Origin of the sequence: Rhizobium sp. TRM95796, from assembly GCF_025779995.1 — a bacterium.
In the GTDB taxonomy this organism is placed as follows: domain Bacteria; phylum Pseudomonadota; class Alphaproteobacteria; order Rhizobiales; family Rhizobiaceae; genus Rhizobium_E.
Genome location: NZ_JAOXHE010000004.1, coordinates 172,713 through 195,482, shown reverse-complemented (window position 1 = coordinate 195,482; position 22,770 = coordinate 172,713). Strand labels below are relative to the sequence as shown.

Genomic DNA, 22,770 nt, shown 5'->3' with positions numbered 1-22,770 from the left:
TGCGCAGCCGAAATCTGGCGAGGTCGAGCCTCGAGGCTCGATACGAGGTCTGTTCGTCATGGCTGTGCGCCACGAGGTCGAGATTCTCGTCCGTCGCGGAAACATCTTCTACTGGGTCGCCCGGGTTCCGGCCGCTTTCACTCATTACGAGCCCGGCAGCCGGCTTTCTTCTACCCTTCCTTGTTCAAATGATGGGAAGGCGTGTGGGGTCAGATTTGCCGAAGGCAACCGGCGACAGGGGAAGACATCTATCTCCTCCGCGGTCGGCCCACCAGGAATGGCGGGATACGTTCCCCATCCGATGCGCGTCTACGCGTCCAGGCGCGAGTTCAGTGGAATGACGAAGCTCAAACTGGTTCCCATGGGCTCGGCTACGGCGGTCAGGACACCGTGATGGGCCTCAACAATCGACTTGCAGATCGCAAGGCCCATTCCCATGCCCGAGGTTTTCGTCGTGAACATCGGTTCGAAGATCCGTGATGCGATCTCCGGCGCGATCCCTTTGCCGAAGTCCCGCACAGTCACCGAGATCTCGGTTGAGCCGCGCCTGGAGACAATCTCGATCCTGCGTTCTTGTTCGGGAAGATCGTTCATCGCCTCCATGCCGTTGTAGAGGAGATTCAAGACCACCTGCTTCAACTGAGTGGCGTCGCCCCAAACGACCGCGCCTGCTGCTGCGAGGTGAAGGCGAACGTCGGCGCCGTGGCTCGAAACCTCGGAGCGCGCAATGCGCAGCACTTCCTGGATGACCTCGTCGACGTCGACGGGCTGTTCGACCTTCGGGGCCTGTTTGGAGAGAGCGCGCAGGGCGCGGATGATGTCATGGGCGCGCGAAACGCTGGCCTCGATTTCGTTCAAGACGATCAAGGTCTCGGCGATGTCGGGCACGGGGCGGCCGAGCCAGCGCAGGCCGGCGCCCGCGTTCGACGCAATGGCAGACAAGGGCTGGCCGAGTTCATGCGTGACGGAGGCGGCGATACCGCCCAGCAGGGTCAGACGCGCATTCTTTTCGAGTTCGGCTCTGGCGCCTGCGAGCGCCTGCTCGCTCCGGGAGCGCAGCTCGTTTTCCTGCAGAAGCTCTGTGTAGAGCCTGGCGTTTTCGAGCGAGATCGCCGCCTGTGAAGCCAAAAGCTTGAGAAACGCCACGGTGTCAGCGGCGAAAACGCCCTCGAGATAGTCGTTCTGAAGGCAGAGCAATCCGGTCAGTTCCCCGCGGCGCAAAAGCGGCACGCAGAGGATAGAGCGGCCCGCGGCGGATTCTGTGTCGACGGTCCAGGCGCCGAAATCGGACCCGGATATGACGAAGGGGGTTCGGGTCTGGAGCGCCCGGTCGATCACGGAATAAGGTGGACGCAGGCCATAGCGATCCGGATCGGCGACGCTGACGCGGACGCAGTCGCCCTCGGTCCAGGCGGACGCCTCCGCCTCCAGCCCGCCATCGCCGATCTTCAGCAGCAGCCCGCGATTGGCGCCTGCGTGGACCAGCATTCGGGTCATCAGGGTCTCGATCACCCGATCGAGGACAATCTCCTCCGACAACGCGAGCGAGGTTCCGAGGACGGTGTCGAGGTCGCCGCCGGCGGAGGCCAGGGCGGCCCCGGAAGACGCGCGCCGGGTCGCATCCAGCGTCGTTGACGTCACGATGCGTCTCGCCTTGTAAGCGGCGCCCCAGCGCTCATACGCTGCCGAGGCAAGTGACAGATAGGCGTTGGCGCCGATGCGATTGCCCATCTCCAGGCAGCAGGCTCCGGCGCGCTCGAGCGCCAGCGCATGCTCGTGCTCGAAGCGGGAGGACCTGGCCGCGGCGGCGGCTTTTTCATAGAGGACAAGAGCCTCGGCGAAATTCCGGTTCCTGCGGGCAATCTCGGCATCGAGGAGCAGCAGCTTGTCGGCGAAATTCAACGGGTTCAGGTCCGCCCAAAGCGCGAGGCGGGCGCGGACCGCCCCAAGCCTCGCGTCCTCCCGGCTCTGCGTCTCCCCGCCTCGCTCCAGGGCGGCCAGGGCCAGGCCGAGATAGAATTTGCAGAAGCCGGTGTCGACATGGGCCAGCAGGAAGATGCTGAGGGCGTCGGCTGCGAGGAGTTTCTTGACCGCCGCTGCGTAGGCGCCGTTATAGTAGAGCGAGGTCCCGTCATAGAACGAAACCCAGAACGCCGTCGTCGGCGACACAACGGGCGCGGTCTGTGCGAGGCTCGCCGCAGGCGCCCCCTCGGCCAGGTCGACGACCAGGCGGAGTTGAGCCGCCAGGATATGCTCGATGTCCGTGTAACCGAAGCGCCGGGTGACAGCGATCGATTCTTCCGCCTCGCGCCGGATGTTTGGAATTTCGTCTCCCATGGCGATGAGATCGGAAACGAGGTGGTTGCGCGCATAGCACATCCAGCCGACATCGCCGGCCGCATGGGCCGCATCGAGGGCTTCGCGGACGCGTTCGAGGGCGTAAGGCAGAGACCGGGTCCAGGGCGCGACCTGATCCACCGCCAGCAGGACCGAGGTCCGATGCTCCTCGAAGCCGTGTTTGTCGACGAGCGCACGGGCTGCGAGGCAGAAGTCGAGACCATCGGCATAGGCGTCGTATTTGTCGGAGATGATCGCGCCGAACCAGGCGAGGCCGTGCGTGGATTCGGGACTCGCCCCATGATCGAGAGTGAGCTCCACCATCTTGGCGAGGTGCAGAAAGCGCAGGCCGTCCGTCGTGAAGACCGACGAGATGAGCGGCGCGAGCAGCGACATGGCGGCTCGAATACGCCGATCTTCCATGACGGGCACATGTTCGAGATCGGAAATCCGTCGCCCGTCCAACCGCCGCCGGATGGCTCGGTAGGCCTCGTCCTGCTCGTCTTCGCTGGAGCCGCGCGCGAGTTTGACGCCGAGCTCGTCGAGACCCAGCAACGCCTCGTCGATCGAGCCTTCGTAGTCGGATTTCAGCGTGAGCAGGTTTGCGCGGAGACGGAAGACGTCGCTCCTGTCCAGAGCGGATCTCGCATATGGAAGGAGTTGCTTGAGCCGGGTCTCGGCTTCTTCAAGCGAGGCGGCGCCCAGCAACGCCTCGCACAACAGAATATGCGCTCGGAACGCCAGCGCGTAGTCGTCTCCCCAGAGATCTTCCTGGATCAGGCTGACGGCGGTCTCGCCGTAGCGGACCGCCTGACCGAAGGCTGCCGACCGCCTTGCGTGGCCAAGCGCAGCCAGAAGCGCCCCAATGAACAGCTTACGCTTTTCAATCGGCAGATGTTCGTCTCTACATTGCTCGATCTGATTGGCCATGGCAAAGGCCGAGGCGTTCGTCGGGCCGTCCGACAGCGACATCATCACATCGACCAGATGCAGATGGCGCGCGCGCCGTTCTTCCGCATCGAGCAGCGAATAGGCCGCCTCCTGGATGCGATCATGGGCGAAACTCAGTTTCGCCGGCGACAGGACGACGAATCCGGAGCGCGCCAAAGGTGCGGCGAGCTGGGCCAGGCTTTCGGCAGACAGGCCGAGGGCGCTGGCGAGAACGGTCTTTTCCGCTTCGGGGCCGATGCAGGCCATCGTCTGCAACAGCCGAAGCGCTTCGTTCCCCTCCTTTTCGAGACGGTCGGTGACGAAGGAGATGATGTTCTCGCTCGCGGGATAGCGCGCCACGTCTTCGACCCGGCAACGCCATGCCCTCCGACCAGAGGAGAAATAGACGACGCCGTCCTGCACCAGAGCCTGCAGCAGCCTTCGCAGGTAGAATGGATTTCCCCCTGTCTTCTGGTGCAAGGTCTCGGCGAGATCCGCGAGACCGTCCGGGGCGTCCGAGAAGATCGTTTCGAGCATCTGGCGGGTGGATTGAAGTGAGAGCGGGCGCAAATAGAGCTCGGCCAGTTCGGCCATGGACATGCGAGCATCCGCCAGGAGCCGTTCCGACAAGGCTTGCGCCTCTCCGGACTGGTCGCGCCGGGCAACGACCAGGAGCAGCCCCGTGACCGGCTCGCTTATGAGCGCCGAAAGGAACGAGCGGGTGGCTTCATCGGCCCATTGTATGTCATCGAGAAACAGGACGAGTGGCCTGATGGTCGCTGCAGCGACCGACAGAACCGTGCGCAACGCCCGCTGCAAGCGAAGCTGGACCAGTGGACCGGTTGGCTCCGTTCGCATCGACTGCGGACCGGTGAGGATTTCCATGGAAGGCAGGAGGTCAACGAGCAGCGCGGCGTTGCCCTGCAACTCGCGAGCAAGAGCCTTGCGGAGCGACGCCAGCGTCGAATGGTCGGCGCGCATCGCCGCGTCGATGAAGCCGCTGATCGCCTGCACGATCGGGGCATAGGGCAATTCCGACTGATGCTGGTCGCTTTTGCCTTGAAGGAACAGCGCCTGTTCGGCGGCCCCTTTTCCGAGGCTCTGGATGAGGCTGGACTTGCCGACGCCGGGCTGGCCGTGCACCGAGATCATCGACGGCTTGCCGTGATCCAGAAAACGCTCGAACACGTTGGCGAGGATCTCTTCCTCCTCGCCACGGCCGAAAAGCGTCGAGGTTCCGAGCTGCGCGAAGGGTGTGTCGACGCGACCGATCTCGAAATTGCCGATGGCTCGGTTTTCGCGCCATTCCTGTTCGCAGCGCGAAAGATCGACCTCCAGCGCGAGGGCCGTCTGGTATCGAGCGGTCGGCTCCTTGGCGAGCAGACGCTTGAGGATCTGCCCGATCACCGGCGGCAGGTCCGGGAACATGCCGCTGGCGTCCATCGGCGCAAGCGCAAGATGGGCATGGCGCCATTCCACCGGGGAGTTGGCCGCCAGCGGAAAGATCCCGGTCAAATGCCTGAACAGGATCATGCCGAGCGCATAAAGGTCGCTGCGACTGTCGTATTGCGGGGCTACGGGCCTCAATTGCTCGGGTGCGCGATAGATGATGTCATTGATGACGCCGAGCGGCTGCCCGGACGCAGTCGTCGACGCCGCCCTCAACCGAAGGTCGCCATGGCCATCGATGGCAAAGTCGATCGGATGCAGCGACCCCAGCGCCGCGCCGTCGGCATGCGCAGCCGCGAGCGTCCGGACCATCGAAAGCGCCAAGGGTAAAAACTCGGCCAGGGGCGCGCGCGAAGGCGACTGAAGCTCGAGACCGATGCTCGCGCTGTCGAACACCAGCAGGCGATGCTCGGCCTCCTCCAGTATGGCCACCGGTGCGTCGAGCCACGCATCCGAATTGGCGTAGCGACGCAGGGGGCCATCGGCCTGCGACGACCGCGCTCCGTCTCTGGCGTAAGGCAGGCTGAGCGCATCCCAAGCGGAGGAACCTTGGGAGAGGCGATACAAATTGACCGACAAGGACTGCCAGACGGTTACACGGCTGCAGGCTTGCAGCCAGGTTTCGTCAAGCGCTTGCACTGCCGCAGTTGATGGCACCTCGATCTCCGAATATCAAAACTCCTCTTGTCAGAGGAGCAGTTGGATCCCGCTTTCTGTCTATCGACCATCCCAAATAACAGCCAGCACTTCGAACAGAAACAGTTAGTTTTTGTCAGATCGGGTTCTCCGCCATGATCTCGCGGAAGGGCCCGGAGGGTCCGCGCGACATCGCTCTCAATGAACGAGCGACCCTCGCGGCTGCGGTCGCTCACCAAGATCGACGAAACGTCCAAAACGGCCGAGTAACCGACAAGAGACGCTCGGCTTCCGCTGGCATTCTCTCCTCGTCAAAGCTTCTCTCAAGCACCGAGGACACGAAAAATGACCATTGAAGCCAAAGCCGCTCCCGGCGCCCGCCTCCTGACCGCAGCCGATCACACGCTGATCATGATCGACTTTCAGTCCCAGATGGCCTTTGCCACGAAGAGCATCGATGCCGTCAACCTGCGCACCAATGCCGCGCTCGTCGCCAATGCCGCCAAGACCTTCGACGTCTCGACCATCCTGACCACCGTCGCCGAAAAGAGCTTCTCCGGCCCGATGTTCGACGAGATCACGAGCGCTTTCCCCGGTCGGCCGATGCTGGACCGCACGTCTATGAACACCTGGGAAGACGCGGCCGTCATCGCCGATGTCAACCGCATCGCCAAGAAGCGGATCGTGCTTTGTGGCCTCTGGACGAGCGTGTGCATCGTCGGCCCCGCCCTTTCGGCGCTCGACCAGGGTTTCGACGTCTATGTCATCGCCGACGCCTGCGGCGACGTGAGCGCGGAAGCGCATGACCGCGCGATGGATCGCATGGTGCAGGCCGGCGCTCAGCCGATGACCTCGCTCCAGTATCTGCTCGAATTGCAGCGCGACTGGGCGCGCGCGGAGACCTACGAGGCGACGACCGGCATCGCGAAGAAACTCGGCGGCACCTACGGCCTCGGCGTGACCTACGCCAAGACGATGTTCAACGCGGCCGAAGGTCACTGACGCGGTCACCGCCTGTCGTTCCGCGTCCCGCCTCCCAACCGGAACGACCAACCACGCCTGGCGCGGCTCCCCTCCCGCGCCAGGCGTAGGTGGACCATGCGCCGACAACTCTACGACATGCAGTCGATCTTACGCCGAAAGGAAACGGTGATGAAACTCTACCTCATCTCACTCGCAGCGGGCCTGCTCGTCGGCGTGATCTACGGCGTGCTCAACGTGCGCTCCCCTGCCCCGCCGGTCATCGCGCTGGTCGGCCTTCTCGGCATCCTGATCGGCGAACAGATCGTGCCGCTCGCCAGAGGCGCTCTCGTCCGGCAACCGATCGCTTCATTGCTCCCGAAGCAACCCGAAACACGGACCACGACGGACCTCGGCGAGACCCGCAGGCCGCAGGACCGGGCGGGCTGAGCTTTCAGTTCGAGCCCCTATGCCCTCCCATGTCAAAAGGAATATTGTGATGGATGCCGACCTCATCCTCTACCACGGACTCGTGACCACGCTCGACCGCTCCAACCCGTCGGCAACGGCGATTGCGATCAAGGACGGCAAGTTTCTCGCCGTTGGCGCCGACGCCGAGATCATGAGACATGCCGGGCCGCAGACGAAGACCGTCGATTTGCGCGGCAAACGCGTTTTGCCGGGACTCAACGACAATCACACCCATGTCGTTCGCGGCGGGCTCAACTTCAACATGGAACTGCGCTGGGACGGAATTCGCTCGCTTGCCGATGCGATGGACATGCTGCGGCGCCAGGTGGCGGTGACGCCGGCTCCCCAATGGGTGCGGGTGATCGGCGGTTTCACCGAGCATCAGTTCGTCGAGAAGCGTTTGCCGACAATCGACGAAATCAATGCGATCGCGCCCGACACGCCCGTCTTCCTGCTGCATCTCTACGACCGCGCCCTCCTCAACGCCGCCGCCTTGCGCGCCGTCGGCTACACCAAGGAGACGAAAGATCCCCCGGGCGGCGAGATCACGCGAGACGCCGCCGGCAATCCGACCGGGCTGCTGCTCGCCAAACCCAATGCCGGCCTTCTCTACGCCACGCTGGCCAAGGGGCCGAAGCTTCCCTTCGACTATCAGGTGAATTCGACGCGCCACTTCATGCGTGAGCTCAACCGTCTGGGGGTGACCGCCGTCATCGACGCCGGCGGCGGGTTCCAGAACTATCCGGACGACTACGCCGTCATCCAGAAGCTGGCGGACGAGGGTCTGCTGACTGTCAGGCTCGCCTACAATCTGTTCACGCAAAAGCCCAAGGAGGAGAAGGAAGACTTTCTTCGTTGGACCTCTTCGGTCACCTACAAGCAGGGCAACGACTACTTCCGCCACAACGGGGCCGGCGAGATGCTGGTCTTCTCCGCCGCCGACTTCGAAGACTTCCGCCAGCCGCGCCCGGACATGCCGCCGGAGATGGAAGACGATCTCGAAGAGGTGGTGCGCGTGCTTGCGCAGAACCGCTGGCCGTGGCGCATGCATGCGACCTATGACGAGACCATCTCGCGGGCGCTCGACGTCTTCGAAAAGGTCGACCGCGACACGCCTCTCGACGGCATCAACTGGTTCTTCGACCATGCGGAAACAATTTCCGATCGCTCGATTGATCGGGTGGCGGCTCTCGGCGGCGGGATCGCAGTGCAGCACCGCATGGCCTATCAGGGCGAATACTTCGTCGAGCAATACGGCCATGGCGCCGCCGAAGCAACGCCGCCGATCGCCAAGATGCTGGATCGCGGCGTGCACGTGTCTGCAGGCACAGATGCGACCCGCGTCGCCTCCTACAATCCTTGGGTCTCACTCGCATGGATGATCACAGGCAAGACCGTGGGCGGCATGAACCTCTATCCGCGGCAGAACTGCCTGGACCGGGAGACGGCGCTGCGCATGTGGACCGAAAAGGTCCAGTGGTTCAGCAATGAAGAAGGGCGCAAGGGTCGGATCGAGGCTGGACAGTTCGCCGACCTGATCGTACCGAGCAAGGACTATTTCTCCTGCTCCGAGGACGAGATTTCCTTCCTGACCTCCGACCTCACCATCGTCGGCGGCAAGGTCGTCTATGGCGCCGGGGACTTCAGCGGGATCGACGCGCCGCCAATTCCTCCCGCCATGCCCGACTGGTCGCCCGTGAGAACTTTCGGCGGCTATGCCGCCTGGGGTGAACCGCAAGGGGCGGGACGACACTCCCTGCGACGCCACGCGATCTCGTCCTGCGGCTGCGCCAAGGACTGCGGCGTGCATGGCCACGATCATGCGGGCTCCTGGACCTCCAGCCTTCCCATCGGCGACCTCAAGGGATTCTTCGGCGCGCTCGGCTGCTCGTGCTGGGCTGTGTAGGAAGAAGACGATGACGGCGATGGGCGATGCCTCAGGGCCAGGCGCGCAAAGGCCCGAGCGATCCCTTCTCCGAGCATCTCGGCAGGTCGCAGCCTTTCTTCTCGCCGCCCGACGGCGAGCGGCCAAACGTCCAAAAAACCGGCCGAGGCGACAAGAGCGCGCGGCGGCCAAGCCTTAGTCTCGGATCATCCAATCAGCAGGAACCAAGCGATGGATCAGAAATACGAATTCCTCATGTCTCGGCGGCAGGCACTGCTCGCGGGCGCCACCCTTTCGCTGGCAACGACGCTACCGGTCTTTGCCTCGGAAACCCTCAACGCACTTCAACAGGAAGGAACGATATCAATGACCGAGAACTTCGTCACCACCAAGGACGGCGTCGACATCTTCTACAAGGACTGGGGTCCGAAGGATGCGCAGCCGATCGTCTTCCATCACGGCTGGCCTCTTTCGTCCGACGACTGGGATGCGCAGATGCTGTTCTTCCTTCTGAACGGCTACCGCGTCGTCGCCCATGACCGCCGTGGCCATGGCCGGTCGCAGCAGGTCAGCGAGGGTCACGATCTCGACCACTACGCCGCCGACGCCTCGGCGGTTTTCGAAAAGCTCGACCTGCGCAACGCAGTTCACATCGGCCATTCCACCGGCGGCGGCGAAGTGGCCCGCTATGTCGCCAACTTCGGCGAACCTCAGGGCCGTGTCGCGAAAGCCGTCCTGGTCGCCGCCATCCCGCCGATCATGGTGAAGACCGAAGCCTATCCGGGCGGCTTGCCGATCGAAGTATTCGACGGTTTCCGCGCCGCCCTTGCCGCTAACCGGGCGCAGTTCTTCCGCGACGTGCCGGCAGGCCCGTTTTACGGCTTCAATCGGGACGGCGCGACCGTGCATGAAGGCGTGATCCAGAATTGGTGGCGCCAGGGCATGATGGGCGGCGCCAAGGCCCATTACGACGGCATCAAGGCCTTCTCGGAAACCGACCAGACCGAAGACCTCAAGAACATCTCCGTGCCGACGCTGGTGATGCATGGCGACGACGACCAGATCGTTCCGATCGCAGCTTCCGCCGAAATCTCGGTCAAGTTGCTCAAGAACGGCACGCTCAAGGTCTATAAGGGCTTCTCGCACGGCATGCTGACCGTCAATGCCGACGTCATCAATCCGGACCTCCTGGCCTTCGTCAAGAGCTGAGATCGAGCCTTCAAACGGGCCGCCGCCTCACCCGCGGCGGCCTTTGCTTGTCTGCGCCCCGGGCGCTCCGCAGTGGGGTTTTCCGTCGCGACGGATGGCGCAACCGCGTCGGGACGCCCCCGCACGTCCTCAGGTCTCGGATTGAATGCTGATCGCTTTTTCGATGCAGGCGATCAGAGCTTCCGCCTGATAAGGTTTTTGAAGCACGCAGACGGGCGCCTCGATCTGCTGACGGACGGGGCCTTCGGCAAAGGCTGTGATGAAGATGACCGGCACGGGGTCATGGCGTTCGCGCAAGGCCACGAAAAGCTCGACGCCGGTCATTCCCGGCATTTGCACATCCGAAATCAGACAGGCTGAGCGACCATTGCTCGTCGAATGGAGGAAATCCTCGGCGGAAGAGAAGGTCGCAACGTCGAAGCCGCAGGATCGCAGGAGGCTGCTTGTTGCGCGAAGCACTTCGACCTCGTCGTCGATCACTGAAATCAGCCTGGAAGCATGCACCTTGATCTGCCAATCTCCGGCCGAAACCGGGTTTACCTCGCATGCCTTGATATAACGGTTTTATAACTTTATCGATTATACCTGAGTTTATCGCCCTGCGGGCGCACCCTGGTTTCGCGCGATGGCCTCCGACATTTTCACCAGATCGGCGAAGGTTTTGGCCATCATCTTGCGCATGATCTTGCCGCGATGGATCTTGACGGTGATCTCGCTCAGATCGAGCTCACCGGCAATCTGCTTGTTCATCAGGCCGCTTGTCGCCATTTCCATGATCTGGCGCTCCCGCGGGGTGAGCGAGAAAAATCGCTCCTTCAGTTCCGCCTCGAGCTTGGCCTCGCTTTTGGCCGCAGCCCGAGTCAGGCAGGCGGCGGCGACGGCGTCGAGCATGTCCTGATCCCTGAAGGGTTTCGGCAGGAAGTCTGCGGCCCCGGCCTTCATCGCCCTGACCGACATCGGGATGTCGCCATGGCCGGTTACGAAGACGATCGGGATTTCGACGCCCATCTCCGAAAGTTTCTGCTGGAAATCGAGGCCGCTGGTGAAGGGAAGGCGAACGTCGAGGATCAGGCAATCGGCGTCTTCCAGGCTTTGCACATCGCGGCAGAGGTCAAGCGGGGCGGCATAGCACTTCACCTGGTAGCCGACCGAGCGCAGCAGGCTATCGACGGAACTGCGGACGAGCTGCTCGTCATCGACGACCAGAACGAGGGGGCTCACGGACATCCTTCGCCTTCCACGGCTAATGAGTATTCAGCCTGTTTAAAACCGGCGCCGAGGCCGCCGCAACTATACACAGGTATGCGAAGCTAGCACTGCAGTCTGACGCCGATCAATTCCCGTACAATTTTCTTGAACCGCTGTTCGCACGAAGATCGTCCCATACATCAAAGCGAATGGGGATCGTTATGTCAGCACTTCAGTTTCAGATCGACGACAGCCTTCACCGCGCGCCGGGCGGCGCCGCTTCGCCGGCCTCGCAACACAACCATCTCACCCGCCTGCTCGCGCATGTGATGTCCCTCGTGGCGCAGGACGACGACACCGCGATCGACCTTATCCGGAAAGCGTCTGCGCTCGTCGCAAGCCCTGATTTGCCCGCAAATCCAGCGCGCTTGATGCGCGGCGGGTTGGCTCCCTGGCAGGTCAGTCGAGTCAGGCGGCACATCGACGAAGAGCTTACAGGACGCATCAATATCGACGACCTGGCCCAGATCACGCGCCTGAGCACCAGCTATTTCTCCGCCGCCTTTCGAGCCAGCTTCGGAACATCTCCGCACGACTATATCTGCCGGCGGCGCATCGATCATGCCAAGCAGTTGATGCTGACCACCGACACGCCCCTATGCGAAATTGCCCTCGATTGCGGCTTCGCCGACCAATCGCATCTCTGCCGCGTCTTTCGGCGCGTCACGGGCCAGACGCCGGCCGCCTGGCGGCGCAACGGGTGGATCGCCTGAAGACGGTGTCCGCCTTGCCCGTTTGGTTGTCCTGCTGCAGGCGGCTCTGCGTGCGACGACGCGATAGTCGGGCAGTCCCACACGAGAAGATCGAAAGCGCGCATGAGCTCTGGTCCTTCCTTCCGGCCGAGCAGGAAGCGGATTGCCCGGCTCGACCAGGGCTCGCGGACATGAACGAGACCGGCGGCGCCCCTCTCCCGCCGATCTCGCTGCGCATCAGCCGACTTTTGTCGCCGGCGCGCTGCGATAAAGCTTCGGATCCGGGATCGGCACGGCCGCCATAAGGCCGCGGGTATAGTCGTCGCGCGGATTCTCGAACACCGCGCGGCGTGCGCCCATTTCGACGATCTTGCCGCCCCGCATCACCGCGACGTGGTGCGACATCTTTTCGATGACCGCCATGTCGTGGGAGATGAACAGATAAGCGAGCCCCATCTGCTCCTGGAGCTCCAGCATGAGATCGAGCACGCGGGCGCGGACGGAGACATCGAGCGCGGCGACGCTTTCGTCCGCGACGATGAGTTTCGGCTCGAGCGCGAGCGCGCGGGCGATGCAGATGCGCTGGCGCTGGCCGCCGGAAAATTCATGCGGATAGCGGCTGGCGGCGTCCGGCGTCAGGCCGACGCGCTTCAAAAGCGCCGCGACCCGGTCACGACGTTCGCCGGCGTCGCCGATGTCGTGGATCACTAGAGGTTCGGCGATCGCCGCGCCGACGCTCATGCGCGGATCGAGCGAGGCGTAGGGGTCCTGGAAGATCATCTGCGCGGCGCGGCGCAGGGGCCGGAGCGCCGCAGGCGACAGGCCGGAGATCTCCTGTCCCGCCAGTTTGACGCTGCCGGTGAAGGGGATGAGGCTGAGCACCGCCTTGCCGGTGGTGGATTTGCCCGAACCGCTTTCGCCGACCAGCCCGAGCGTCTGGCCCGGCTCGATCGAAAAGCTGATCTGGTCCACCGTCGGCGGATTGGCCTTGCCCTTGCCGAACCAGCCCGCCTTTACGCCATAGGTGATCGAGAGATCGCGGACTTCGAGCACGGGCGCAGCCGCTTTGGGCGGCAGGGCGGCGTCGGTGACGCGCGGCGGCGCATCCGTGCCGGCATGGGCGCCGAGACGGGGCACGGCGGCCAGCAATTCCTGCGTATAGTTTTCGCGCGGGCGGTCGAAGATGTCGAGCGCATCGCCCTGCTCGACGATCCGGCCGCGTTGCATGATGGCGACGCGATCGGCCATTTCGGCCACCACGCCCATGTCGTGGGTGATCATCAGGATCGAAGTGTTGAATTCGCGCCGGAGCTCGCGCATCAGCGTCAGGATCTGCGCCTGCACGGTCACATCCAGCGCCGTGGTCGGCTCGTCGGCGATCAGCAGTTTGGGGCGGCAGGACAGCGCCATGGCGATCATCACGCGCTGGCGCATGCCGCCGGAGAGTTCATGCGGATATTGCGCGAGCCGCTCGGCGGGCTTGGTCATATGCACCGCTTCCAGCATGGAGCGGGCGATCGAGGAAGCGCTTTCGGCGGCGTCTTTCTGATGCTCGCGGATCGCCTCTTCGAGCTGGGCGCCGATAGTCATCACCGGGTTGAGCGACGTCATCGGCTCCTGGAAGATCATCGCCGCCTCGCCGCCGCGCACTTGCCGGAGCGCGCGGTGGGAGAGGCCGAGAAGATCGCGGCCCGACAGCAGGATCTGCCCCGAACCGACTTTAAGAGACGCCTTGGGCAAAAGTCCCATGATGGCGAGCGAAGTCACCGACTTTCCCGACCCGGATTCCCCCGCAAGGCACAGCGTTTCGCCCGGCTGAAGGTCGAAGCTGACATCGTCGAGAATGCGCTTCAGGCCTTCGGGCGTGCGGGCGTCGACCGTGAGATTGCGGACGGAAAGAACGGTGGCGGGCGAAGTCATTGGCGTCACGCGAGCACGATCCTCGGGAAGTAGAAGGACACGACCCAGTTGGGCATGTCGACGATTTCGCTGATGCGCAGATCGCCGCACACGGAGCAGAGCATATAGGCGTCGACGGCGCTGTAGCCGTGCTCGGCGGTCAGCAGATCGATCATCCGCATCACCGCTTCGCGTGCGCCGGTCATCAGGTCCGGGCCGATGCCGGTCGTCACCTCATAGCCCGCGCCGTCGAGATGGCGGGTCACCGGCTCGGTGGTGGTGAAGCGCGGCGTCTTGAGGTTGGCGCCCTTGACGAGATCGAGCGTCAGTTCGACATTCATCTGGCTTTCGATCGCGGTGCCGCAGACTTCGCCATCGCCCTGTGCGGCATGGGTGTCGCCGACCGAGAACAGCGCGCCCTCGACCTCGACCGGCAGATAGAGCGTCACGCCGGCGGTGAGATCGCGGATGTCCATATTGCCGCCGACCCGGCGGGGCGGCACGACCGAATGAAGGCCAGCCTCCGCCGGGGCGACGCCGATCGTGCCCGTGAACGGCTTGAGCGGCACGCGACCGCCGGGCCCGAAGGCCGAGGGCGCCATCGTGTTCTGGTCATAGGACCAGACATGCAGCGCCGGATCCTTGAACTGATCCGCCAGCAGACCGAAGCCGGGAATATTGGCGGTCCAGCCATAGCCGCAGGGGTGGAATTTGCGGATAGTGACCTTCAGCGCGTCGCCGGGCTCGGCGCCCTCGACATAAACAGGGCCGGACACCGGATTGATCTTGCCGAAATCGAGCGTCGCAAGCGTCTCGAGATTGGCGTCCCGTCCGATCTGGCCGCCGGACGAATCCATGCATTCGAACAGGATGGTCTCGCCCGGCTTGGCGGTCAGCGCCGGCGGGAAATCCTTGTTCCAGCCGAAATTATGCTGGGCGCGGTGGATGGTGTGGGTGCAAGCGACGCACATGGGGTGTCCTCCGAGGATTGATTTTTGGAAGACGGCCCCTCATCCCCCTGCCGGGACCTTCTCCCCGTAAAACAAGGAGAAGGCGGATGCGGCAAGGACGGCGCTCCATCTCCCTTCTCCCCGCATATGCGGGGAGAAGGTGGCGGCAGCCGGATGAGGGGCAGCCTCAGACCCGTCTCAGGGCTTCACATAGATCGCGTCGTAGTTGATGACGCGGGTGGGGTCGATGTAGATATTGTCGGCGCCGCCCATGCGCATGGACTTGGCGACGACGCGGCGTTCGTTGATGACGGGCACCCAGGGGGCGTCGGCCATGATGTCGGTGAAGATCTTGCCCCAGGCCTGCTGACGCTCGGCGACCTTGGCCGGATCGGACATCGAGTCGGCCTCCACCGCGCGCTTGTCGAGATCGGCGTTGCAGTACCAGGACCAGTTCCAGCCGCCTTGGACCGCGCCGGCGCAGCCGAGGATCGGGCCGTAGAAGTTGGACGGATCCGGGAAGTCGGCGATCCAGGCCATGCCGCCCGACCAGATCATCGGCGCTTCGCCTTCCGTGCCGCCGGCGGCGATGACATTGCCCTGGGCGAGCGCGCGGACTTCGGCCTTGACGCCGATGGCGGCGAGATCCTGCTGGATCGCCTGGGCGATGCGCGGCTGCGGATCGGTGTTGGTGGAGAAGAGCACGGTTTCGAAGCCGTCGGGATAGCCGGCTTCGGCGAGCAGCGCCTTGGCCTTCTCTACGTCGAAGGCATAGCCCGGAAAGCTCTTGTCATAACCCGGCATCAAAGGCGGCAGCGGCTGGTTGGCGGGCGTCGCGCGACCGTTGAGAATACGGGTGATGCGCTCCTTGTTGACCGCCATGTTGACCGCCTGGCGCACCTTGACGTTGTCGAAGGGCTTCACCTTGGTGTTGAGCGTGATGTAGCCGGTATGCAGCTGCTCGCCGTCGACGATCATCTGCTTGCCTTCGGGCGAGTTCTTGATTTCCAGGAACTTCGCCGGCGGAATACCGTCGCCGGCGATGTCGACTTCGCCCTTCTGCAGACGCAGAAGCGCCACCAGCGGCTCCTGACCGACTTCGACGGTCACCTTGTCGACATGCGGCACGTCCTTGACGAAATAGTCGGGATTGCGGTCGAATTCGAGCTTCTGGCCGATCGTCCAGTCCTTGAGGACGAACGGGCCGGAACCGACGGGCTTCTTGCCGAAATCGCCTGCGGCGGCCTCAACGGCTTCCTTCGGCACGATCGAGGCGAAGTTGATCGCCAGCACATGCAGGAAGGTGGCGTCGGGACGCGACAGATGGAAGACGACGGTCGAGACGTCGGGCGTCTCGATGCCCGAAAGCATCTCGCTCTTGCCGCCGGTCAATTCGTCAAAGCCCTTGATCGCGCCGAAGAAGCCGGCGCCGGGGCCCTGCGTCTTCGGATTGACGGCGCGTTCGATCGAATATTTCACGTCCGCGGCCACGACTTCGCGGCCGTTGGAGAATTTCACGCCCTTGCGGAGCTTGAACGTGTAGGTCAGGCCATCCGGCGCGACTTCGAAGCTTTCGGCCAGCGACGGCTTGAGGTTTGCGGTGCCGGGCTCGTAATCCATCAGCCGCGAATAGAGGCTCTTGATCAGCGACCAGTTCACCCAGTCATAGCCGATGGCGGGGTCGAGCGTGGTGATGTCGTCCTTATAGGTGACGACGATGTCGCCGCCTTGGGCCGGCGTGTCCTGCGCCTGCGCCACGAAGGGCGAGAGCGCCATGACGGCGGCGGCGGTCGTTCCGAGTAGCCAGTTTCTGAACATGTCTTGTGTTCCCCTTTTTCCTGAGCTTCAGTGTGAACGGATGCGCGGATCGATGACCGGCGCGATGAGGTCGGCAATGAGATTGCCGATGATGATGGCGAGCGCCGAAGTCAGGGTGACGCCCATGATGATGGGAATATCGACCTGCTGGATCGCCTGCCAGGCGAGCTGGCCGATGCCCGGCCAGCCATAGACCGCCTCCACGACCACCACGCCGCCCATGAACTGGCCGATATCGATGCCGATCATGGCGATGATCGGCAGCACGGCGTTGGGCAACGCATGGCGCAACACCACACGCCGCGCAGAGAGACCCTTGGCGCGGGCGGTGCGGATATAATCCTGATTGAGCACGTCGATCATTGCCGACCGCACCATGCGGGCATACCAGCCGGCGCCCAGCAGGCCGAGCGTCATGGCCGGCAGCACGACATGGGCAAATGTGCCGTAGCCGCTCATCGGAAGCCAGCCGAGCGTGGCGGCAAAGACGTAGAGCAACAACAGCGCCACGACGAATTGCGGGGCCGAGACGCCGACGAAAGCCGACATCATCACCAGACGGTCAATAAGCCCGCCGCGATTGAGCGCCGCCAGCACGCCGAGCGCCGTGCCGAGAAGCACCTCGACGAAGATGCCGGCGGCCATCAGCGTCAGCGTCGCGGGCAATCGGGCCATGATCAGCGTGATCACCTCGGTCTTCTGCGCATAGGAGCGGCCGAGATCCCCCTGGACGAGGCCCATCACGTAGTGGGCGAATTGCAACAGCAGCGGCTGATCGAGGCCGAGCTCGTGGCGGATATTGGCGACCGTCTGCGCGGTGGCGCTGCGGCCGGCGATCATGCGAGCGGGATCTGCCGGCAGCGCATAGAGCAGCACGAAGGTGATGGCGGCGACGCCGAACAGGATGGCGGCGGACTGGATCAGCCGCTTGGCGAAGACGCTCAGCATCAGCCTCTCCCCCGTTGGGTCGGATCGAGAATGTCGCGCAGCGCGTCGCCGACGAGGTTGAAGGCGAGCGCCGTCAACAGGATCACTGCGCCGGGGAAGAAGACCAGCCAGGGCGCGGCCTGGAAATAGCTCTGGCTTTCGAAGATGATATTGCCCCAGGACGGTTGCGGCGGCTGCACGCCGATGCCGAGGAAGGACAGGGTCGCTTCGAGCAGAACGGTGGTGGCGATGCCGAGCGTTCCCCAGACGATGGCCGTCGGCGCGAGATGCGGCAGGATATGCAGGAAGAGAATGCGCCCATGGCCGGCGCCGAGCGCGCGTTCCGCCATGATGAAATCCCGCTCCACCAGTCCGCGCGTCTCGGTATAGACGATGCGCGCCACCTGCACCCAGTTGACCAGCGCAATCACCATGGCGACGATCCACAGGCTGGGCTTGAGAAGCGCGGCAAGCACGATGGCGAGCAACAGCGCCGGGAAGGCCATCATCAGATCGGTGAAGCGCATGAGCAGATTGCCGGCGAGCCCGCGCAGATAGCCGGCTATGACCCCGACCAGGAGCCCGATGCAGACGGCGATGCCATTGGCGACAAGGCCGATGACCAGCGAGGTCCGCGCGCCATAGAGCAGCCGGGAGAACAAGTCGCGGCCGAGCGTATCGGTGCCGAGCAGGAACGGACCGCCCGGCGGCATCGGCGCGCCTTCGAGCGTCAGGCCGTCGAACATCTGGTTGTCGGGATCATAGGGCGCGATCAGCGGCGCAGCGAGCGCGAGGACCACGACGGCGACCACCACGATGAGGCCGAACAGCGCCGCCGGCTGGCGAAAGATTTCCTTGAGAACGCGCATCAACCCACCTCGCGCAGGGGTTCGGAGCCGCCGAGAAAGAAGGCGGCGATCTGTTCGATGGGCATGCGGCGACGCATGGCGCAGTCCCTCAGCGCGGCATAGGCGCGGTCGTCGTCGAAGCCACGCTCCTCCTTGAGGCGCGCCAGCGCCGCGAAGACGACAGGACGAAGCTTCAGGCGTTCTTCGAGATAGGCTATTCTGCGCTCAGCCTCGTGCCGCTCCTCGTGAATCGACACGGACAAAACCAGGGCCGGATAGATGGCGGCCGCCGAAACCGGCTTGGCGATGATCGCGCCTGCCCCCTGGCCGATGGCCCAGGCGATGCGCCCGGGCGCTTCCGAGCCGAGAAGCGCGATGACCGGACGCGCCGGCCGCCCGCTTCGCCAGGGAAGAAGCTCGTCCCAGCCCTGGTCGGCGTCGACGAGCACGAGATCGGGCAACGCCGCGCCGTCGAGCGGACGCCATTGGCGCGTCACGTCGAGGCCGAGCAGCTTGAGCTGGCGGGTGAGCTTGTCGGTATTGCCGTCTTCCTGAGACAGGATCATGGCGCGCCAGCCGGCGAAATTGGGCGTCTTGGTCATCATGACACCACCCTCAATTTGGGAGCCGGCTTCCGGCTCGCGCCGGTCAGATAGGGATCGGCCGCCAGCGCCGGACGCGAGGCGATCACATCGAAACCACTATGATCATTGATACGGCCGAGATGGAACGGCAGCGCAGCGTGATTGGTGTCCGGATCGAAATGCATGTCTCCGAACGGCGTTTTCCAGCTTTTCGCCATCAGTTCCGCGCGCACCAGAGCGGGTTCGTCGGCTCGGGCCGCCTCGATCGCGGCGACGCACAGGCTGGTGGCGGTATATGCGCTCGCAAACACGCTGGAGGCCACCCGCTCCTGGGGACGCCAGCCGCGCATCCGCGCCTTGAAGGCGCGATTTTCATCGCTGTCCAGACTGTCGAAATAGGAGGCGGCGCAGAGCTGGCCGATCGCGGCGCCCGCGGCGATGTCCTCGAGCTCGCATTCCTGCAGGTCGCAGCTGGCGACCGGGCAGTTTTCCGGCAGGAAGGCGGGATCACGATCGCCCAGTTCGCGCATCGCGGCGAGGAAAGCGTAGCTCGAGGGTCCGATGAGATTGTTGAGAATGAAGCTCGGACGCTTCTCGGCGATGTCGGCGATGATGCGCTCCACCGCCGTCTCCTCGAGCGGCAGATAGCGCTCTCCCAGAACCCGGCCGCCGGCATTGGCGACCAGCTCGCGCGCCAGCCGGTTCATTTCCCAGCCCCAGACATAATTGGCGCCGACCAGATAGGGATTGGCGCCGTGGCGCGGCACGAGATGTTCGAACAGCGGGATCAGATGCTGGTTGGGGCAGCCGCCGATATAGATGACGTTCTCATTGGCCTCGAAGCCTTCATAGGGGCACATATACCAGAGCAGGCCGTCATGTTTCTCGGCCAGCGGAATGACCTCTTTGCGCGCCGCCGAGGTGATGGTGCCGACGATATGCCGGCAACCGTGATCACGGATCAGGCTGCGCGCGCCGTCGAGATAGGCGGCGAGATCGGCATGCGGATCGAAGAAGACGAGCTCGACGGCGTCGCCGCCGCGCTTGCGATAGTCGTCGAAGGCGAATTCCGCGCCGTCGCGCGCATCCCGTCCCATCGCACCATAAGGACCGGTGGTCGAGTAGAGAACGCCAATCTTGAACGGCTCGCGCATCACAACCCCAAACACGAAAAACCCCATAACGCGGGTCCCTCGGCCGAGGGGCGTTATGGGGGCGATATTGCCCAGCGACTTCGAGAGTCATGTTATCGTCAGGACTTTGCCTAAACGAACGCCATGATTAAATGACGATCACTTGGGCCTTGTCAAGCCCGTGATCACGGATCGGCGGACATTCTCGATGAAGCACGAACGGCGCGCTGCGCGCCGAAGCTCACGCGGTGACGCGGGCGATGGCGTCGACGAGCTTGCTGGGATCGAACGGCTTGACGATCCAGCCGGTGGCCCCGGCCTTGCGCGCCTTCTCTTTCTTCTGCGCGTCGCTCTCCGTGGTCAAGACGAGAATGGGCATGCCCCGATAGCGCTGATCGCGCCTTATGCGCTCGATCAGGCCGAAGCCGTCCAGCCGCGGCATGTTGATGTCGGTGACCACGAGGTCCGGGATATCGGCATTGAGCGTCTCGAGCGCGGCGACGCCGTCTTCGGCCTGCGAGACCTCGAAACCTGCCTGGGTGAGCGTGAGAGAAAGCATTTTGAGTATGGTGACGGAATCATCGACCGTCAGAATTTTCTTGGACATTCTTCATTCCCTTGAGTGACGGCAACGCCATAACGGAACGATCGCGCCTGCGCCACGACGGCCTGCGCATAATGATAACAAGAGGTTGTGGCGAGAGAGACTGGCTAAAATGAAAGGGCTGGCGTTTACCGCATGGAAATGTCCGTACTCGGGACGCCCCGGCGAACTCGAGTTCATGCGCGCATTGATAGAAACGCCGCAGGCCGGAACGTGAGAGGGCTGTGGATAAGCCCGAAAGGGTCAGCTGAGGCTCGCCGGCGATTCCGACACGACGAGCGACGGTTTATCTCTGGCGGTAGTGCGGAATTTGGTGGGCCGTTCGCCGAAGGCTTCGCGGAACAGCCGCGCGAAATGCGAGGCGTTGTCGTAACCGACCTGAGTGGCGATATCGATCAGCGGCGCCTTGGTCTGCAACAGGAGCTGCTTGGCCTTTTCGAGCCGCATGCGCTTGTAGACCAGCGCCGGCGAACTCTGCGCCTTGTCCTGGAACAGCCTTTCGAGCTGGCGGCGGGAGACGCCGACGGCGGCGGCGAGCTTGGGGATCGACAGCGCATTCTCCATATTGCGCTCCATGATGATCAGCGCAGCCTTGAGGCGGGGATCGTCGCTGTCGATCGACAGGGGACGGCGCGGTTGGATGTCGAGCGCCGAGCGCGCCTTCTCGATCTGCAGAACTTCGAGCGCATTGCGTTCGGCGTCGGAACTGATGTGGCGGCGCACGATGGTGGCGGCCATATCGGCGGCGCTGCTGCCGCCGGCGCAGGAGCCGCGCATGCGGTCGAGATTGAAGAGACGGTCGGCGCGCACCGGAAGATCGGGAAACCGCTCGCGAAATGCGTCGTAATGCAGCCAGCTGACACAGGTCTGGTGGCCTTTCATCAGGCCCGCTTCGGCGAGAATGAATGTGCCGGTGCAGACGCCGATCAGCGGAATCTTCAGGCTTGCGGCGCGCTTCAAATAGGCGATGGTGCCCTCGTCGACCGGCGCGGACGTATTGAGAAGCCCGCCGACCACCGCGATGTAATCGAAACTGCGGGGATCAACGAGATCGGAAGTGGGCGCGACTTGGACGCCGCAGCTCGAGGCGATCAGATGCCGGGTGTTGCCGAGCACCTGCCAATCCGCGAGCTTGCGTCCCGACCTGTCCGCCTCGTCGCTGGCGAGCCGGAGCGTATCCACGAACAGCGCGAAAGCCGACAGCGTGAACGACCGCGACAGAATGAAGCCGATCTTCAGCCTGCCCTTGCCCGCAGCATCCTGTGAAGCCTTCATTCCGCTCTCCGACCGTCCATTCATTCCGATGGATCATCATACGCCGACACTTGCGCGATGGCGCAGGCGTTTTCAAGCGATGCGCGCCGCAGGCGACGCCGATTTCGAGGGAGTAAAGTAGAAGTGGGGAAAAAAGTGGTACGGTTGGGGGGTCTCGAACCTCCGACCTCAGGAGCCACAATCCTGCGCTCTAACCAACTGAGCTACAACCGCATCACCGAATGCTCTGCATCCGTGAGGGGGCACTTAAAGGGCCCGCCGATTTATTTCAAGCACTTTTTTCAGGAATTTTCATTTGGCGCCTGGAAAAAGTAAAAAGCGCGGGCGCCCGATGGGGGCCCGCGCCAGTCTGAATGAGCGGTGGATCAAGCGGAAAGCTTGAAGCCGGACATCGCCTTTTCGGCGGCGGCCTTGCCGGGCTTGGTCACTTCGTCGGCGACCTTCTTGGAGGTTTCCTGCAGCGACTTGGCCTGGGCCACGGCGGTTTCGGCCTGCTTGCGCACGAAGGCGGTCTGCAATTCGAAGAGTTCGGCGACGGATTTGACGCCGAGCAGCGATTCCATGTGAGCATAGGAGCTCTCGGTGTTGGCGCGGAGGATTTCGATGGCCTTCATGCCGAATTCGACGGCGCCGGTCTGGGCGCTGTGCATGGTGGCTTCGACGGTCTTGCCGGCTTCCTCGGTCGCTTCCTTCATCTTGGCCAGCGCTTCCTTGGTCTTCACCGAGCTCTTCTCGGCAAAATCGCGGAAGTTGTCGGTGAACTTCGAGGGATCGAAAGCGTTCATGGCGAAAACGTCGTCGGTCTTCTTGGCGGGCATGGGTCACATCCTGATCTTTGGGGCGATCTCGGATCGCCGATGTTTCACTGTAACCTGTATATAGCATCGCTTATTGTGCATTGCAACATTTATTGCA

General features: G+C 63.5%; 18 protein-coding genes and 1 tRNA gene. 5 read left to right on the top strand and 14 right to left on the bottom strand.

Annotated elements, in window-relative coordinates; translation table 11 throughout:
- Window positions 1-309: 309 nt before the first annotated feature.
- The gene (locus OCK01_RS09650; protein ID WP_263823751.1) at window positions 310-5,373 is read right to left on the bottom strand and encodes an AAA family ATPase; all 5,064 of its coding nucleotides are present in this window, start codon (window positions 5,371-5,373) and stop codon (window positions 310-312) included.
- 324 nt (window positions 5,374-5,697) lie between these two features.
- Here OCK01_RS09650 and OCK01_RS09645 point away from each other — a divergent pair, with 324 nt between their 5' ends.
- From OCK01_RS09645 to OCK01_RS09630, 4 genes are all read left to right on the top strand, one after another.
- Complete coding sequence (locus OCK01_RS09645; RefSeq protein ID WP_263823750.1) at window positions 5,698-6,354, top strand: hydrolase; 657 nt, start codon at window positions 5,698-5,700, stop codon at window positions 6,352-6,354.
- 150 nt (window positions 6,355-6,504) lie between these two features.
- Entirely contained in the window at window positions 6,505-6,762 is a 258-nt protein-coding gene (locus tag OCK01_RS09640; protein ID WP_263823749.1) for a XapX domain-containing protein, read from the top strand.
- 49 nt (window positions 6,763-6,811) lie between these two features.
- The gene (locus tag OCK01_RS09635) at window positions 6,812-8,689 is read left to right on the top strand and encodes an amidohydrolase (protein ID WP_263823748.1); all 1,878 of its coding nucleotides are present in this window, start codon (window positions 6,812-6,814) and stop codon (window positions 8,687-8,689) included.
- A gap of 345 nt (window positions 8,690-9,034) precedes the next feature.
- Window positions 9,035-9,877 carry an alpha/beta fold hydrolase gene (locus tag OCK01_RS09630; protein ID WP_409526923.1) on the top strand — a complete coding sequence of 281 codons (843 nt, stop codon included), beginning with the start codon at window positions 9,035-9,037 and terminating at the stop codon, window positions 9,875-9,877.
- Window positions 9,878-10,006: 129 nt separating this feature from the next.
- Here OCK01_RS09630 and OCK01_RS09625 read toward each other — a convergent pair whose 3' ends face one another.
- Entirely contained in the window at window positions 10,007-10,357 is a 351-nt protein-coding gene (locus OCK01_RS09625) for a response regulator transcription factor (RefSeq protein ID WP_263823747.1), read from the bottom strand.
- 111 nt (window positions 10,358-10,468) lie between these two features.
- On the bottom strand, window positions 10,469-11,104 hold the full coding sequence (locus OCK01_RS09620; RefSeq protein WP_263823746.1) for a response regulator transcription factor: 636 nt from the start codon (window positions 11,102-11,104) through the stop codon (window positions 10,469-10,471).
- A 182-nt stretch (window positions 11,105-11,286) separates the two neighbouring features.
- On the opposite strand from OCK01_RS09620, the gene OCK01_RS09615 reads away from it, so the two are divergent.
- Window positions 11,287-11,838, top strand: coding sequence for a helix-turn-helix transcriptional regulator (locus OCK01_RS09615; protein WP_263823745.1), 552 nt, complete (start codon window positions 11,287-11,289; stop codon window positions 11,836-11,838).
- 216 nt (window positions 11,839-12,054) lie between these two features.
- On the opposite strand, the gene OCK01_RS09610 is transcribed toward OCK01_RS09615, so the two are convergent.
- The 11 genes from OCK01_RS09610 to OCK01_RS09560 all read right to left on the bottom strand — a co-directional run bounded on the left by OCK01_RS09610 (window position 12,055) and on the right by OCK01_RS09560 (window position 22,673).
- The gene (locus tag OCK01_RS09610) at window positions 12,055-13,737 is read right to left on the bottom strand and encodes an ABC transporter ATP-binding protein (RefSeq protein WP_263824017.1); all 1,683 of its coding nucleotides are present in this window, start codon (window positions 13,735-13,737) and stop codon (window positions 12,055-12,057) included.
- A gap of 5 nt (window positions 13,738-13,742) precedes the next feature.
- Window positions 13,743-14,687 (bottom strand): acetamidase/formamidase family protein, encoded by a 945-nt coding sequence (locus OCK01_RS09605; protein WP_263823744.1) that lies wholly within the window; start codon window positions 14,685-14,687, stop codon window positions 13,743-13,745.
- 177 nt (window positions 14,688-14,864) lie between these two features.
- The gene (locus OCK01_RS09600; RefSeq protein ID WP_263823743.1) at window positions 14,865-16,484 is read right to left on the bottom strand and encodes an ABC transporter substrate-binding protein; all 1,620 of its coding nucleotides are present in this window, start codon (window positions 16,482-16,484) and stop codon (window positions 14,865-14,867) included.
- 27 nt (window positions 16,485-16,511) lie between these two features.
- On the bottom strand, window positions 16,512-17,432 hold the full coding sequence (locus OCK01_RS09595) for an ABC transporter permease (RefSeq protein WP_263823742.1): 921 nt from the start codon (window positions 17,430-17,432) through the stop codon (window positions 16,512-16,514).
- Window positions 17,432-18,280, bottom strand: a complete 849-nt coding sequence (locus tag OCK01_RS09590; RefSeq protein ID WP_263823741.1) for an ABC transporter permease — start codon at window positions 18,278-18,280, stop codon at window positions 17,432-17,434. Before OCK01_RS09590 ends, OCK01_RS09595 begins: the two co-directional genes overlap by 1 nt.
- The gene (locus OCK01_RS09585) at window positions 18,280-18,861 is read right to left on the bottom strand and encodes an ANTAR domain-containing response regulator (protein WP_318530237.1); all 582 of its coding nucleotides are present in this window, start codon (window positions 18,859-18,861) and stop codon (window positions 18,280-18,282) included. The genes OCK01_RS09590 and OCK01_RS09585 overlap by 1 nt, the downstream gene beginning before the upstream one ends.
- Complete coding sequence (locus tag OCK01_RS09580; RefSeq protein WP_263823739.1) at window positions 18,861-19,997, bottom strand: transporter substrate-binding protein; 1,137 nt, start codon at window positions 19,995-19,997, stop codon at window positions 18,861-18,863. Before OCK01_RS09580 ends, OCK01_RS09585 begins: the two co-directional genes overlap by 1 nt.
- Before the next feature lie 220 nt (window positions 19,998-20,217).
- Entirely contained in the window at window positions 20,218-20,583 is a 366-nt protein-coding gene (locus OCK01_RS09575) for a response regulator (RefSeq protein ID WP_182828307.1), read from the bottom strand.
- 240 nt (window positions 20,584-20,823) lie between these two features.
- The gene (locus OCK01_RS09570; protein WP_263823738.1) at window positions 20,824-21,855 is read right to left on the bottom strand and encodes a GlxA family transcriptional regulator; all 1,032 of its coding nucleotides are present in this window, start codon (window positions 21,853-21,855) and stop codon (window positions 20,824-20,826) included.
- 136 nt (window positions 21,856-21,991) lie between these two features.
- A tRNA-His gene (locus tag OCK01_RS09565) sits at window positions 21,992-22,068 on the bottom strand.
- A gap of 152 nt (window positions 22,069-22,220) precedes the next feature.
- A complete protein-coding gene (locus tag OCK01_RS09560) occupies window positions 22,221-22,673 on the bottom strand; it encodes a phasin family protein (RefSeq protein ID WP_182828306.1) in 453 nt (150 codons plus the stop codon).
- Window positions 22,674-22,770: the final 97 nt, after the last annotated feature.